Source organism: uncultured Pontibacter sp., assembly GCF_947502515.1.
GTDB lineage: Bacteria > Bacteroidota > Bacteroidia > Cytophagales > Hymenobacteraceae > Pontibacter.
The window spans coordinates 416,745-431,650 of the sequence record NZ_CANNAI010000001.1 but is presented as its reverse complement, the minus strand read 5'-3'; the positions used below and the strand labels follow the sequence as shown (position 1 = coordinate 431,650).

Sequence of the window (14,906 nt, the reverse complement as noted above, 5' to 3'; positions counted from 1 at the left end):
AGCACCATAAATGTTAACATTACTATAAAACGACCGTGAAGTATAAAAGAATATTGCTGAAGTTAAGCGGCGAAGCGCTAATGGGAGAACAGCAGTACGGCATTGACTCTGACAGGCTGATGCAGTACTCGCAGGAGATTAAAGAAGTGGCCGCACTTGGCGTTGAGGTAGCAGTAGTGATTGGTGGAGGCAACATCTTTAGAGGTGTACAAGCTGAGCAGGTGGGCCTTGACCGTGTACAGGGTGATTACATGGGCATGCTGGCAACTGTCATCAACAGTATGGCTTTGCAGAGTGCGCTCGAAAAGTTAGGCGTATATACCCGCTTACTGTCTGGCCTTAACATCCAGCAGGTATGCGAGCCTTACATTCGCCGCCGTGCAGTACGTCACCTTGAAAAAGGACGTGTCGTTATTTTCGGAGCTGGTACAGGCAATCCCTACTTCACAACCGACTCAGCTGCCAGCCTTCGTGCCATCGAAATAGAAGCAGATGTTGTATTAAAGGGCACCCGTGTAGACGGCATTTACTCGGCTGACCCTGAGAAAGACCCGAACGCAATCTTCTACTCGAATATCTCCTTTAAAGACGTGTTCGAGAAAGGCCTGAACGTAATGGATATGACTGCCTTTACACTCTGCAAGGAAAACGGCTTGCCAATCATTGTATTCGACATGAACACCGGAGGCAACCTGAAGCGACTGGTACAGGGCGAGAAAATCGGCACGCTTGTAAGCATGGAAGACCTGGCAGACTCAATAGAAGAAGCCATCGATAATATTCAGGCTTCAGAAGGCGCAGGCTCAACTGACAAGAATTAGTAAATTGCAGTATACATAAGATAACAGAAGAACCTTATTAAGCTAAAATTGATATGACGGAAGAAATTCAGTTTTACCTCAGCGAAGCCGAGGAGTCGATGCAAAAATCGGTACAGCATACAAACTCTGAGCTGCTTAAAATCAGAGCTGGCAAAGCCTCTCCTGCCATGGTAGAGGATCTGCGCGTAGATTACTATGGCGCTCCAACTCCTATCTCTCAGGTTGCTGGTATTACTACCCCAGACGCACGCACGCTCTTGATCAAGCCATGGGAAAAGAACATGGTTGCTGAAATTGGCAAAGCCATTAAAAACAGTGACCTAAACCTGAATCCACAGCACGAAGCAGATTCTATCCGTCTGAACATTCCGCCACTGACGGAAGAGCGTCGCCGTGACCTGGTGAAGCAAGTAAAGAACGAGACTGAAAACGGAAAGATTGCGATTCGCAACATTCGCAAAGATGTGAACGACTCACTGCGAAAACTGCAGAAAGAAGGCACCTCAGAAGATGCTGTGCGTGATGCGGAAGCTAAAGTTCAGAAGATGACAGACAGCTACATTGTGAAAATGGACGAGCTCCTTGCGAAGAAAGAAGCTGAGATCATGACCGTGTAAGCATCACCGTTATACCTTTATAAAAGGAGAAGCCCGCTGAGCATTCAGTGGGCTTCTCCTTTTATATGCCTATGCATTATTTACAGGTATAGCTTGTGCACTTTGATATACTCTGCCACCTCGTCTGGTACCATGTACTTGATTGACTTCTCCTCTTTGATACATTTCCGAATAAACGTAGCGGAGATATCCAGCACAGGAGCTTTGATGAAAGTCACATTGGGCATAGCCGGCAATTCGGTGGTAACAGAGCCAGAGCGCGGGTATACATACACACGGTGATATTCCAGTATACGATCATAGTTCTTCCATTTCGGGAAGAGTGGCAGATTGTCCTCCCCCATGATCAATACAAACTCGTAGCTTGGGTACTTTTCCTGTAGGTAGGTAAGCGTATCGATGGTATAGCTCGGCTTGGGCATGTTGAACTCGATATTCGACACACCAAGGCTCGGATTATCAGCCACGGCCAGCGACACCATGTGCAGTCGGTCAAACTCGTGCAGCAGCGTGTTGCTGGGCTTGAAGGGGTTCTGTGGCGACACCACCAGCCAAACCGTATCCAGGTCTGTGTTATTGGCCATGAAATTAGCCAATATCAGGTGCCCGATGTGGATGGGGTTAAAGGAGCCGAACAGCAGCCCTACTTTCATACGATGGCCGGTTCAGCGTTCAGAAACTCGTTTACCAGTTTTTCTGCCTTGGAGCAGGCTTCTTCCAGATTGTCGTTTACGATCACCTTGTCAAACTGGTCTTCAAACTTCATCTCAAACTCTGCCTTGAAGACACGACTCGAAATGCTGGAAGCAGAGTCGGTGTTGCGGGCCTGCAGGCGCTTAGCCAACTCCTCTATGGAAGGCGGCTTCACGAAAACCGCCAGTGCTCTGTCTTTGTAAAAATGCTTTATACTCAGTCCCCCTTTTACATCCACGTCCAGTATCACGTGTTTGCCACTTTTCCAGATACGTTCTATTTCAGATTTCAAAGTGCCGTAGAAGGCACCTTCGTATACCTCTTCCCACTCTACGAATTCGTCTTTAGCGATCTTCTGCTTAAATTCTTCCGGTGTTATGAAGTAGTAGTCTTTTCCGTTTTCTTCAGTGCGGCCGCGCTTGTCGCGTGTGCAGGCCGAGATAGAGAAGGCAAGTAGTGGGTTTACCTGCAAGAGGTGCTTTACAATAGTAGTTTTGCCGGCGCCGGAGGGTGCCGAAAAAATGATAATCTTTCCTTGCATCAGAGGTTATACAGTTTCTTGAATTCTGGCTTTAATGGACAAAGCTAAGCTTTCCGGCACAATTACGCGCTTAAGATGACCACTTACAAGCCCTTTGAGGAGTTTTTGCTTTTGATGGCTTTCGAAGCAGGGAACGCACTCTTCGATGTGAGTATTAAAGTAGGACTGCTCTTCTGTGGAGGCTTCTCCATCAATCATCAGGTCCAACAACTTGGCAATCTTGTCGCATTCTGACTCATGCCCGTCTTCAGAAAGTTTCTGGTGCGCTTCTGTAAATTTCGATTCCATCTTAACTCAAACTCTTTAGGTTATTCTAACTGTTATATCCCATGCTCTTCGCATACTTTTCCAACTTCTCTTTCAAAGAGTTACGGGCACGGTGCAGCCTGGAGCGCACGGTACCTATAGGTATATCCAGAATTTTAGCCATTTCCTCGTAGGTGAAGCCCTCGAGATCACACAAAATGATCACGGTTCTGAAGTCGACCGGCAATGCGTTCAGGGCACTGGCCACTTCGTCGCCAATCAGGTCCTGTACACTTTCGGTGCGCATGTCGGTGGTGGAGGCCACGCCGCCCTCGCCTTCTACGTCGTCCGAATTGTAGTACCCCTCGACCTCACTATAATCTACCTTGGCAGGCTGTTTGCTCTTTTTCCGGAACTCATTAATGAAAGAGTTCTTCAGGATTCGGAACAGCCAGGCTTTTGCATTAGTTCCTTGTTCAAAGTAATCGAAAAAGCGGTAGGCCTTCAGGTAAGTCTCCTGTACCAGGTCATTGGCATCATCTTCATCGAGGGTGAGCCTGTAGGCAAAATTGTACAGAGGATCCAGCACAGGCAGTAGCTCCGCCTCGAACCGGGCATCTTTTTCCTCTTTACTCAACTGTTTACCTGTTTGCTCGCTCATTTGACTTGATTTTGTAATTTATAAAGTCGTCATCGCGTAATTATACGCAAATATAGAAATTTTAATTACATACCTTTCTAGCCGCCTTTGGGTTGCATGGGAGCCACATTGGTATGCGCAGTACAGGCAGCTCATGAGCCGCTCTTATTCCTTTCTTTATTAGAAACATACGGATTTTCAGAACTTTCAGCAGTTCCTGAGCTTTTTTTTCATTGGTTTAGGTGTTAAAGCTTAATTTTGCAACTCCAACCACATAGGGAGTTCCCATACATGAGCCAACCAATATCGGTTACCATCCTGACTAAAAACAGCCAGCAGCATCTCTCCAGCTGTCTGCATTCCTTGCAGCGATTTTCTGAGATAATTGTACTGGATAATGGCTCTACGGACGAGACAATGGCTATTGCGGCCCGCTATCCTAATGTACGCATCGTACAGCATACCTTTATCGGATTTGGACCGCTGAAGAACCTGGCCGCGCAGCACGCCTCTCACCCATGGGTCCTCTCCGTTGACAGCGACGAAGTGCTTTCACCTCAGCTAACAGAAGAAATTCTGCAGCTCGACCTCCGCGATACGCATAAGGTATACAGCTTCCTGCGCCATAACTTTTACGGCAAAAAGCATATCAAAGCCTGTGGATGGGACAATGATTATGTGCTGCGCCTCTATCATAAAGAAACTACCCGCTTTGCCGACCTCCCGGTGCACGAGTATATCATAACAGATGGCTTACAGGTACAGGCCCTGCGTGGCACCATGGATCACTTTTCCTTCAACAGCATATCGCAGCTGATTGCCAAGATGGACCAGTATACCACTCTCTTTGCAAAAGAGAAGCGGTTTCGGAAGCACTCCTCCCCTGCCATCAGTTATTTCAAGTGGGCTTTCTCGCTTTTCAGGAACTATGTGCTGCAGCGCGGGTTTCTGTATGGGTACGAAGGTATGGCCATCTCCTTCTCGAACGCGAACGGCACTTTTTACAAATACATGAAACTGCACGAAGAGAACCAGCGCTTGGGCATCAGCCTGGTCGTAACTACCTATAACTGGAAGGAGGCCTTAGGCACAGTGCTGCGCAGCGCCTTTCAGCAGAGTGAGCTCCCGCGTGAAATCATTGTGGCCGATGACGGATCTCGCGAAGACACACGTGATCTTGTAGCGGAGCTAGCGAAAGAGTCGCCGGTGCCGCTGCTGCACAGCTGGCAGGAAGACCTGGGTTTTAGAGCTGCAGAGAGCCGCAACAGAGCCATCGCGATGGCAACCGGTGAGTATGTGGTGATCATTGATGGGGATATGGTGTTGCATCCTGACTTTTTAAAGGGCCATCGCCGAGCTGCCCGAAAAGGTTATTTCACACAAGGAAAGCGTGTGCTCCTGAATCCTGAGTTGAGCCAGAAGCTGATCAGTCGCGGTCCTTCTCCTATTTCGCCTCTTTCATCAGGTATAAAAAACCGGTTCAATGCCACTAACTCGCCTTTTCTATCAAGGCTGTTTAGCAAGGACAAGGCCGGCATCGCTTCGATCAAGAGCTGCAACATGGGCTTCTGGATGGAAGACATTGTGCGCGTCAACGGATTTAATGAGGATTTTGTAGGCTGGGGACGAGAAGATAGTGAGTTCGCCATTCGCTTGCTAAACAGCGGCACGAAGCGGCAAAACCTTGCTTTTGGCGGTGTAGCCTATCATTTACATCATCAGGAGAACTCCCGCCAAAGTCTAGCAGCTAATGACGCACTCCTTGAGAAAGCCATTTCTGAAAAAAGCACCTTTTGCCCCAACGGCATCGATAAGCACCTTCACAAAAAATAAGTATCCATCCCCTTCTTGCCAATGCCTATACCTGTTGCTTGCAACCTCAGCGACAGGTATAGGCATTGATTTTTAATGAGCCATCCGCACACAGAGTAATTTTATAACATCAGGTATAGCCTGCAGGCAACAAATTTACAGCTTTAGAGTAATGTAAATATTAAGCTATTTTTTATTACAAAATATATCAGCTTCCTGTGTTGTCACTTCTAACGCCCTTGCTTCCGGATGCGCCTTGTTGCTTTCACACTCTTACTGGCAGTTTCGCTAAACTTGCAGGCGCAACAGTTCAACTTCCGGAACTGGTCGCTTGAGCAGGGCTTACCTCAATCTCAGGTAAATGACATCCTGCAGGATCACAAAGGGCAGCTCTGGCTAGCTACGCTGGGGGGACTCAGTCGTTTTGACGGGTCTACCTTCCATACCTATACAAAGCGCGATGGCATGAGCAGCAACAGTATAAGCTGCCTGCTGCTCGACAGCCGCCAGCGCATCTGGATCGGGACTACTGATAAAGGCTTGATGCTGCTCACGGGCAATAACTTTTATGCTTATGACCTGGAGGCTGGCCTGCCGCCCGGAGGGGTCTACAGTATAGCAGAAGACAACCAAGGTACTATATGGGCAGCCACAGACAGTGGCGTTTATTACCTGGCCAGGAATGCATTTGTGCAGCACACCGAATTACCGCCCATCCGTTACAATGACGTGCTCTTCACATCCACAAACGAGCTTTGGGCAGGGAGCAACTCTCAGGGCGTGTACAGCATCACCTCCAAAGGAACAACTAATTATACCTCCACCAACAGCTCACTACCCTATAACAGCGTTAATGTGCTAAACCAGTCACCTGACGGCACTATTTGGATAGGTACTGCCAACGGCGCGGCAACTTTCCGGCAAAATAAGCTGGAGCACTTTGAGCTGCCGCCAGGTATAACAAGCCCGAACATAAGAGATTTCACAACTGATAACTACGGTCATCAATGGTTAAGTCTGAACCTGAATGGCGTGCTTAAATACGATGGCAAAGAGTTTCAACACCTGACCCGCTTCAGCGGTCTGCGCACAGACAGAGTCAACTGCATCACCACAGATCGTGAAGGAAATATCTGGATTGGAACAACTGGCCATGGCCTGATGCAGTACCGCAACCCCTGGTTTGTACACTTTTTTGACATGGGACAGGTGAAGGAGCCTGTTATATCAGCTCTGGCGCAAGACACCAAAGGCAGGGTGTGGCTGGGTACCGATGACGGCTATGCTGCTTATATGGAAGGAGGTATTCTAAACTGGCTCCAGACTGATATTTGGCCCAAAGGCACCACCCTGCATAGTATGTGGGTAGCGCATGAAAATGATGTGTGGGTATGCACCAGCAAGGGGCTATACCGTTTGGGTCCCGGCAAAGTAACACATTACAGCACGGCACAGGGGCTGCCCTCAGCAGAGGTGTTTCAGGCTATGCTCATGCGAAATGGTGACCTGCTACTCGCAACTGCCGCCGGACTGGCGGTTCTGTCCCCCAATCAGCAATTTATTAAGCCATTGCATAAGCCACAGCTTACAGGCAACGTGTATGCCCTACATCGTGACAGCCAGGGCAGGATATGGGTTGGTGCCGAAAAAGGTGTGTTCCGGTATGAGAACAATGCCCTGGCCGCTGCCAAGGGACTGGGCGAAGCCGGCTTTCGTGAGATCCGCACTATTGCAGAAGATGAGTGGGGCACTCTGTACTTTGGCGGTTTCAATTACGGTATCATGGCCTGGCATGACAAGTGGAAGGCTCCTAAGGTATACAACTCCCGGAACGGGCTGCCCAATGAAGGTATAAAGAGCCTGTTTGTTGATAACACCAACCACCTATGGGTCGGCACCAGTCGGGGCGTGCTAAAAGTGCAGCTTGATCAGCTACATGCCCGGGGGCGTCTCAGCATCCGGTCGTATGCAAATCAGGAGGGGTTTCGGGGCCTTGAAGTCAGCAACAAGGGAATCACCCAGACTCCAGACGGCACCGTGTGGTTTGCCACCGCCAAAGGCCTGACCATGTACCTGCCTGACATGGACAGGCGCAATCAGGTATACCCCAATACAATCCTGACCAATATCATGCTCTTCCTGAAGCCCACTGACTGGGCAAGCATGGGTTACACAACTGACTCAACTACTGAGCTCCCTGTAAATCTTCGGCTCCCACACCACCAAAACCACCTAACCTTTGATTTTCATGGCATATCACTAACCGCTCCCGACCGTGTGCGCTACCGCTACCGTCTGAAGGGACATGACGACCATTGGTCTGCTGTCACGGATCATTCCTTTGCCACCTATGCCAGCCTCGACCCGGGCACCTATACCTTTCAGTTACTCGCAGCCAACAGCGACGGCTACTGGACACCCAGTCCTCTTACCTATACCTTCACCATTGTACCCCCGGTGTGGCGCAGAGAGTGGTTTATAGTGCTACTGGTACTCATCGCCACCGGCGCAACGATCAGCCTGATCAGGCTGCGCGAAAGAAGTCTGATAAAAATGAATACGCTGCTCGAACATAAGGTACAGTATCGAACACAGCTGCTGGAAGAAAAAAACCGTGAGAAGGAAATTCTGCTGAAGGAAATCCATCATCGCGTAAAAAATAACCTGCAGATCATTATGAGCATGCTCAACCTGCAGGCCCGCCACGTGCAAGACCCCAATGCACTCGAAGTAATGCAGTCTGTCAGGGGTCGGGTGAGATCGATGGCCATCCTGCATGAACGCCTTTACCAGCACGAAGACCTGGCCTCTATTGATCTGAACGCCTACATAGAAGATATATGCGAAGGCCTGAGCGCCACATACGGTACCAAAGAGCGACATATCAAAATCAAGCTCGATATACCTACTATCATGGTAGAGGCAGATACCGCCCTGTCATTGGGGCTAATTGTGAATGAGCTTGTTTCCAATTCTATTAAATATGCCTTCCCCAACCGCTATGGGCAAGTCGCTATTTACCTAAGACCAGAACAGGAAAATGCTTATACCCTGACAGTACATGACGACGGTGTGGGCTTGCCTACCGACTTTCAGGAACGGCGCAAAAAATCATTTGGTCTCCAACTGGTTTCCTCACTGGCCCGAAAACTTGGGGGTAATATCGAATTCCAAAATAATAATGGTACAAAATCAATATTGTATTTTGTTTTGGCATCGTAACTACCTAATTTTACGTATGAGATTAATGCTATGACAAAACCAAAAATTCTTATTTCGGAAGACGAAATTATAATCGCAGAAGACCTGGCTGCCTGTTTGGAAGAGCTAGGCTACCAGACGTGTGGCATCGACTCCGGTGCGAACACTCTTGAGATGATTCGAACCCTGCAACCAGACTTGGTGCTGCTCGATGTGAACCTGAAAGGTGATACTGACGGGATAGAGATCGGCGCTAAAATACGGGAGGAGTTCGACATCCCTTTCATCTACCTGACCGCCTATGCCGACAAAGCTACACTGGACAGAGCAAAGAAAACAGAGCCGGACGGGTTTCTGGCCAAACCCTTTGACGAAAAAAACCTGCGTTCTGCCATCGAGCTTGCCCTTTACAAACACGACTCCGGGCACAAAGTAGTGGACAACGGCGCAGGCAAGGCCCCCAAAGAAGCCGAGACGCAGACCGATTACATCTTCGTAAAGGTAAAGCACCGCATCATCAAGGTACAGTATAGTGACATCTTATGGGTAGAAGCCTATGACAACTACTCTTTCATTGTCACTGTAGATCAAAAGTACCTGGTTAGCTCTACACTCAAGGACATGGAGCACAAGCTGCCTTCGGGTAATTTTGTGCGGGTGCACCGCTCATATATTGCCAACCTTGACAAAGTAGAGGCGCTGGAAGAAAACGCTGTCGTGTTCTCCAAAGGAGAGGTCCCGATCGGTAAATCCTACAAAAAGGCCCTGATGTCGCGCTTCAACATCATCTAATAGCAAAATCAACAGTCATACGTCAAGCTACAGGTTGCCCTGACTCTGAAATATATACAGAGCCAGGGCAATTAATTTAGTGCTCCCGCTATCTTTGTGCATTCACTCTGTTTAAATGAATATGCCTAAGGGAATTACTGTCGTTATTACCAGCTGCAACCGCTTCGATCTGCTGGAGGCTACACTGCACAGCTTCTTCAAATTCAATACCTACCCCATTGAGAAAATCCTGATCATAGAGGATAGCGGAGACGGCAAGGGGCTGGAGAGCATACTGCGCAAATTCAGCTACGACAAATTCGAGACAATCGTAAACCCGGAGCAGCTCGGCCAGCAGAAGAGCATCGACAAAGCTTACAGCCAGGTAAAGACCGAGTACATCTTCCATTGCGAGGATGACTGGGACTTTCTGCGCAAAGGCTTTATTGAAGACTCCCTTGCGTTGATGGAAGCTTTCCCGAAGCTGATCACAGTGTGGGGCCGTAGTGCCGATGAGTACCCTGCCGACTTTTTCAGTCCTGCTGTAGCGGAGTTTGAAGGTATACGCTACCGGAAAGTTCAGAAAGATATCTTTACGCTTAACCCCAGCTTGAAGCGTGTGAGCGATTACCGCCTGATGGGTAGCTTTGAGCAGTATACGCCAGGGCAATTTGAGAAGGAGATCTCAGATTTTTACGCCGACCTGGGCTACACCGCTTTTATCCTGGAGGAGCCTTATACCAATCACCTGGGCTGGCACCGCCGCATCCACTTCCGCGACAAAGCCAACAAATACCTCAAGCTTGACAACAGGTTTAAGCAGGCCAAAGCCTCGGTGTACAAACTGCTGAAGATGGGAAAATTTAAGAAATAGGTATAAACAGGAAAGCCGGAGCATCAGCTCCGGCTTTCCTGTTTATAAGCAATACTCAAAATTAGTATCTGTAGTACTCAGGCTTGTAAGGGCCCTCTACCGTCACACCAATGTAAGCGGCCTGGTCTGAAGACAGTTCGTCCAGTTCCACACCAATTTTGCCCAGGTGCAGGCGGGCTACTTTCTCGTCCAGTTGCTTCGGCAAGGTATACACCTTGTTCTCGTAAGCCTCCGCGTTTGTCCACAGTTCGATCTGGGCCAGTGTCTGGTTAGAGAAAGAGTTAGACATTACAAATGAAGGGTGACCAGTCGCGCAACCCAGGTTTACCAGGCGGCCTTCAGCCAGCACAATGATGTCTTTGCCTTCGATGTTGTAGAGGTCAACCTGCGGCTTAATGGTATCTTTTGTGTTACCATAGCTCTTGTTCAACCAAGCCATATCGATCTCGTTGTCGAAGTGACCGATGTTACAAACGATCGCCTTGTCCTTCATGAGACGGAACTCGCGCTCCGTGATGATGTCCTTGTTACCGGTTGCTGTCACCACGATGTCGGCTTCTTTTACAGCATCAACCATCTTCTTCACTGCAAAACCGTCCATAGCAGCCTGCAGAGCGCAGATCGGGTCAATCTCTGTCACGATCACACGGGCACCGGCACCACGCAATGAAGCGGCAGAACCTTTGCCTACGTCACCGTAACCAGCTACAACAGCTACTTTACCAGCCATCATGACGTCTGTAGCACGACGGATCGCATCTACCAACGATTCTTTACAGCCATACTTGTTGTCAAACTTAGACTTGGTTACAGAGTCGTTCACGTTGATGGCAGGCATTGGAAGTGTTCCGTTCTTCATACGCTCGTACAGACGGTGAACGCCTGTTGTCGTTTCTTCAGAAAGGCCTTTCACAGCAGGTGCAAGCTCAGGGTACTTGTCGAGTACCATGTTGGTCAGGTCACCACCATCGTCCAGGATCATGTTGAGTGGCTTGCGGTCTTCGCCAAAGAACAGGGTTTGCTCAATGCACCAGTCAAACTCCTCAGCAGTCATACCTTTCCAGGCGTAAACCGAGATGCCGGCTGCGGCAATTGCAGCGGCAGCGTGATCTTGTGTAGAGAAGATGTTGCAAGAAGACCAGGTAACTTCAGCGCCTAGTTCCACCAGTGTTTCGATCAGCACAGCTGTCTGTATGGTCATGTGCAGGCAGCCGGCGATGCGGGCACCAGCCAGCGGCTTGCTCGGGCCATACTCTTCACGGATGGCCATCAGACCAGGCATTTCAGCCTCTGCCAATCTGATCTCTTTGCGGCCCCACTCGGCCAGCGAAATATCTTTTACTTTGTACTTAAGTGTTGTATCGATCATATTTTACTTTTTTCTTAGGGAAGCACAAAATTACAAAATTTCTCACTCAACTTCAACATAATAGCACTACTCAACTGAAAGTCAATTAGTTTGAATTTCTTTAAAATACTGAGGCCTGTACCAATGGCACAGGCCTCAACTAGGTAGTTGTCTTCTTCGCGGTTATCGGTTCGTAATGATCTCGGCTCCAAGGGAGTTCATGTTGTCAGCTGGTGGCGACACGAAACCTCTGGCGAATACAGTGTAGATGCGGCCACTGGCCAGCTGTACGTTTGGCACAGCCAGCACAACTGTTTCTGTTCCGGCCAGTCTTACTTCCAGGTTATAGGTACCTGTTGGTACAGGGGCAAAAGGACTCGCCTCTTTAAATTCGCTGTTACTGAAGAGCACAGGTCCACCCGTTACGGCTACGTCTACTGCCGGGGCGTCAGGGGATAAGTGCACGAAACGCACGTGCGCACTACCGGAAGCCGGTGCAGTCAGATCATCCATCAGCACCAGTGGCTCTATATTGCTCAGCGTGTTGATCGCGAACACAGAGTAGTTCATGTTACGCTCCAGGTCAAGGTTGGCGTTGATAACTGATGTGTTTGTGCCAGCAGCATTCACTTTCACATTGCGACGGCCAGCCGGCACCTCCAGGTAACCTGTGTTGTTCGGGTAAGTGAGAGCAGTTGAGTTCACTTTCTCGTCATCCACCAGCAAATCAACGCCGGGTGCGTCAGGTGAGGCGTGCACTACCATTACATTTGCATTTTCGATAACAGTCATGTCGTCATCGTCATCATCACAGCTTGTTAGCACCATGGCCGGCAGCACCGCCAGCATCATGATTTTCATCCATTTCTTCATAGTAGTCTGATAAATTATTTAAATAAAAATTTCTTTTAGCTGTGAATACAACCAGCAGGTATAAGGATTGTTTGCGTTCGGTCATATTTTTATGATAAAAACAGGGCTGATTAAATTTGTACCTTTGCAGCGTACCATGAAGCACTATACCCCGGAAGAGAGAGATTTTATACTGCAGCACCAGCACCGCCACCCAGCCGAACTGATGCTGCAGGCAAGCCGTTACCCGCATTTGCCAGTGGCTGAACTGGTGAAGCAGATCCAGGCACGACAGAAAGCCGCAGACAAGCTACCGACCTGGGTAGCACACCCGGATGTGGTATTTCCAACGGCCGTATCAGTAGAACAGACTTCTTCAGAGGCAACAGCTGCTTTTAAAGCCTCACTGGTAAAAGGTAAGCTGCTTGTCGACCTGACAGGCGGCTTTGGGGTGGACAGTTTCTATTTTGCGAAACAGTTTGGTCAGGTGGTGCACGTGGAGCAGAACAGCGAACTTTCAGAAATAGCCGCCTATAATTTCAAGTTGCTGGGCGCTGCTAATATTGATGCTGTCAACGGCTCCGCAGAAGATTTCCTTCAAGGGTTTACTGGTAAAGCCGATGTACTATACCTGGACCCGGCACGGCGCGGCGAAAGACACGAGAAGGTCCACCTGCTCCAAGACTGCGAACCCGATGTGCTGCAACTGCTGCCGGTACTGTTTGAGAAAGCAACTACTGTAATGCTCAAAACCTCACCCATGCTTGATATTGAGCTGGCACTTGAGCAACTGGGGTCAGTAGCCAGGGTATGGGTGATTGCACTGCACAACGAGTGCAAGGAAGTGCTATACCTGCTTCAGCCTCATGCAGGGATGAACCCCACCCGACAAGCGATCAACCTGATGCCGGATGGAAGTACACAAACGCTTACTTTCGACAAAGAGCAGGAAGAGCAGGCTTCTGTCAGCTTCTCCAATCCAAAGACATACCTTTACGAGCCAAATTCCGCCATACTTAAATCAGGAGCCTACCGCAGTGTGGCTAGTCAGTACGGCCTACAGAAGCTGCACCCTAACAGCCACCTGTATACCTCTGAGCAGCTCATACCTGATTTTCCGGGCCGGACCTTTACTTGTCAGGGTATAGGCCGCTATAATAAGAAAGAGATTCTTGCCAGACTCCCACACCGCAAAGCCAATATCACGGTGCGCAATTTTCCAGAGTCTGTGGCTGACATTCGCAAAAAGACAGGTATAAAGGAAGGTGGCGAAGACTACCTTTTCTTTACTACTGATATGCACCAGAAGCCGATTGCGATCTTCTGCCGGAAAGCAACAGCCCCTGCCCTGTAATTTTTTTTCAGGTTTTTTATGGTGCTTTAGTTTTTGAAGCTCTTTATAAAATCCTACTGCCCAACTGCTTACCTCTTTTAAACAAAGCCCTTAATGGGTTCAGGCACAATTACATACATCCGTTGTTATACTTACATAACACTATATACCCATAGATATTCCAGTCGGTTTTATTGCTATACCTGTTCCAACACTGACCTGGCCAAATTGCTAACTGCTAGAGTCTTTGTCCGTAAAACAGAGAGTCCCGTCTGGTACGGAGACACCATGTTAAACATATATCACGAAAGCTATGAAACGTAATAATGAAGAGAATCAGGGTATGAATCGTAATCGTAACAACGAAGATAACCTGAATCAAAATCAGAACCAGAATAGAAACCAGAATCAGCCAAGAAACGAATCGGGCGAGTTTACAAGCTCTTCCCGCTCACAAAATAACCCATCGGGCCAGAGCAACCAGGGTTCGCAAGCAAGCAACAGCAACCAGGGACAGGGCTGGCACGGTGACTCACAAGGCCACGCAGAAGCGGGTCGTCAGAGCCATAAGAACGACAGTTCATCATCTTCCAGTAGCGGCAGATCATCACAAAGTGGTCAGACCCAAGCAAGAAGTAGTAACCAATCCCAAGCCAGAAGCAGCAACCAGTCGCAGGGCAGTAGCAGCCAAAACCAGGGAAAAGGCTGGCACGGTGACTCTGAAGAGCATGCAGAAGCAGGACGCCAGGGTAACAAGAATAATAACAACTCAGGCTCCAGCAACAACAACTCCTAATATAGTTTAGCTGAATATATTATAGAAAAGCCCGTGGCAGATGCTACGGGCTTCTCTGTTAGCGTCAACTAGAGCCAAAGGGCCTCGTAAACAGAGTATTGTACATGATTTGTAATTAACCCTCAATTTTAAAACTATGAAAAACGAAAAAGAGAATAAAAGCATGCCGCAGAACAAGCAAACCAAAAAAGAGCAGGCTGGTTCTAAAAAGGACATCGGAAACGATCTGCACAAGGATGCAGTTGGCAAAACCGGATCTAACAACCCCACACCTCAGGCCCGCACCGACAACGAGCAAAAGAACCAATAAGGATTGAACAACATCCTACCTAAAGCCCCGGCTACACTGTGACCCAGCAAA

Annotated in this window: 16 protein-coding genes; 9 read left to right on the top strand and 7 right to left on the bottom strand. The window is 48.7% G+C overall.

Translation table 11 applies throughout. The features are described from left to right. The first annotated feature begins 35 nt into the window (after positions 1-35). Entirely contained in the window at positions 36-821 is a 786-nt protein-coding gene (pyrH, locus tag Q1A54_RS02035; RefSeq protein WP_007653646.1) for a UMP kinase, read from the top strand. A gap of 53 nt (positions 822-874) precedes the next feature. Continuing rightward, positions 875-1,438, top strand: a complete 564-nt coding sequence (frr, locus tag Q1A54_RS02030) for a ribosome recycling factor (RefSeq protein WP_196119994.1) — start codon at positions 875-877, stop codon at positions 1,436-1,438. An 80-nt stretch (positions 1,439-1,518) separates the two neighbouring features. Here the strand turns inward: frr and nadD are convergent, their stop codons facing one another. Genes nadD through Q1A54_RS02010 form a run of 4 tightly spaced genes read right to left on the bottom strand, consistent with a single transcriptional unit; the run spans position 1,519 to position 3,579 of the window. Next, entirely contained in the window at positions 1,519-2,091 is a 573-nt protein-coding gene (gene nadD / locus Q1A54_RS02025) for a nicotinate (nicotinamide) nucleotide adenylyltransferase (protein ID WP_007653445.1), read from the bottom strand. Then, entirely contained in the window at positions 2,088-2,672 is a 585-nt protein-coding gene (gmk, locus tag Q1A54_RS02020) for a guanylate kinase (protein WP_299984709.1), read from the bottom strand. The genes nadD and gmk overlap by 4 nt, the downstream gene beginning before the upstream one ends. A gap of 6 nt (positions 2,673-2,678) precedes the next feature. Next, the gene (locus Q1A54_RS02015; RefSeq protein ID WP_007653447.1) at positions 2,679-2,960 is read right to left on the bottom strand and encodes a zf-HC2 domain-containing protein; all 282 of its coding nucleotides are present in this window, start codon (positions 2,958-2,960) and stop codon (positions 2,679-2,681) included. Positions 2,961-2,985: 25 nt separating this feature from the next. Next, positions 2,986-3,579, bottom strand: coding sequence for a sigma-70 family RNA polymerase sigma factor (locus Q1A54_RS02010; RefSeq protein ID WP_007653448.1), 594 nt, complete (start codon positions 3,577-3,579; stop codon positions 2,986-2,988). Between the two features lie 270 nt (positions 3,580-3,849). Between Q1A54_RS02010 and Q1A54_RS02005 the strand changes: the two genes are divergently transcribed. The 4 genes from Q1A54_RS02005 (at position 3,850) to Q1A54_RS01990 (ending at position 10,216) form a co-directional block, all read left to right on the top strand. Then, positions 3,850-5,391: a glycosyltransferase gene (locus Q1A54_RS02005; RefSeq protein ID WP_299984707.1), complete on the top strand. Its 1,542-nt coding sequence runs from the start codon at positions 3,850-3,852 to the stop codon at positions 5,389-5,391. 228 nt (positions 5,392-5,619) lie between these two features. Next, complete coding sequence (locus Q1A54_RS02000) at positions 5,620-8,592, top strand: two-component regulator propeller domain-containing protein (protein WP_299984705.1); 2,973 nt, start codon at positions 5,620-5,622, stop codon at positions 8,590-8,592. 30 nt (positions 8,593-8,622) lie between these two features. Next, entirely contained in the window at positions 8,623-9,363 is a 741-nt protein-coding gene (locus Q1A54_RS01995; RefSeq protein ID WP_299984704.1) for a LytTR family transcriptional regulator DNA-binding domain-containing protein, read from the top strand. Between the two features lie 121 nt (positions 9,364-9,484). Continuing rightward, the gene (locus Q1A54_RS01990) at positions 9,485-10,216 is read left to right on the top strand and encodes a glycosyltransferase (RefSeq protein WP_299984702.1); all 732 of its coding nucleotides are present in this window, start codon (positions 9,485-9,487) and stop codon (positions 10,214-10,216) included. Positions 10,217-10,277: 61 nt separating this feature from the next. Here Q1A54_RS01990 and ahcY read toward each other — a convergent pair whose 3' ends face one another. From ahcY to Q1A54_RS01975, 3 genes are all read right to left on the bottom strand, one after another. Next, positions 10,278-11,585: an adenosylhomocysteinase gene (gene ahcY / locus Q1A54_RS01985; protein ID WP_196120009.1), complete on the bottom strand. Its 1,308-nt coding sequence runs from the start codon at positions 11,583-11,585 to the stop codon at positions 10,278-10,280. Positions 11,586-11,747: 162 nt separating this feature from the next. Further along, entirely contained in the window at positions 11,748-12,437 is a 690-nt protein-coding gene (locus Q1A54_RS01980) for a DUF4397 domain-containing protein (protein ID WP_299984699.1), read from the bottom strand. Continuing rightward, the gene (locus Q1A54_RS01975) at positions 12,373-12,522 is read right to left on the bottom strand and encodes a hypothetical protein (protein WP_299984697.1); all 150 of its coding nucleotides are present in this window, start codon (positions 12,520-12,522) and stop codon (positions 12,373-12,375) included. The genes Q1A54_RS01980 and Q1A54_RS01975 overlap by 65 nt, the downstream gene beginning before the upstream one ends. A 51-nt stretch (positions 12,523-12,573) precedes the next feature. Here Q1A54_RS01975 and Q1A54_RS01970 point away from each other — a divergent pair, with 51 nt between their 5' ends. The 3 genes from Q1A54_RS01970 (at position 12,574) to Q1A54_RS01960 (ending at position 14,855) form a co-directional block, all read left to right on the top strand. Then, positions 12,574-13,770 (top strand): hypothetical protein, encoded by a 1,197-nt coding sequence (locus Q1A54_RS01970; RefSeq protein WP_299984695.1) that lies wholly within the window; start codon positions 12,574-12,576, stop codon positions 13,768-13,770. A 292-nt stretch (positions 13,771-14,062) separates the two neighbouring features. Continuing rightward, positions 14,063-14,545 carry a hypothetical protein gene (locus tag Q1A54_RS01965; RefSeq protein WP_299984693.1) on the top strand — a complete coding sequence of 161 codons (483 nt, stop codon included), beginning with the start codon at positions 14,063-14,065 and terminating at the stop codon, positions 14,543-14,545. 136 nt (positions 14,546-14,681) lie between these two features. Then, complete coding sequence (locus Q1A54_RS01960) at positions 14,682-14,855, top strand: hypothetical protein (RefSeq protein ID WP_299984691.1); 174 nt, start codon at positions 14,682-14,684, stop codon at positions 14,853-14,855. Positions 14,856-14,906 lie beyond the last annotated feature (51 nt).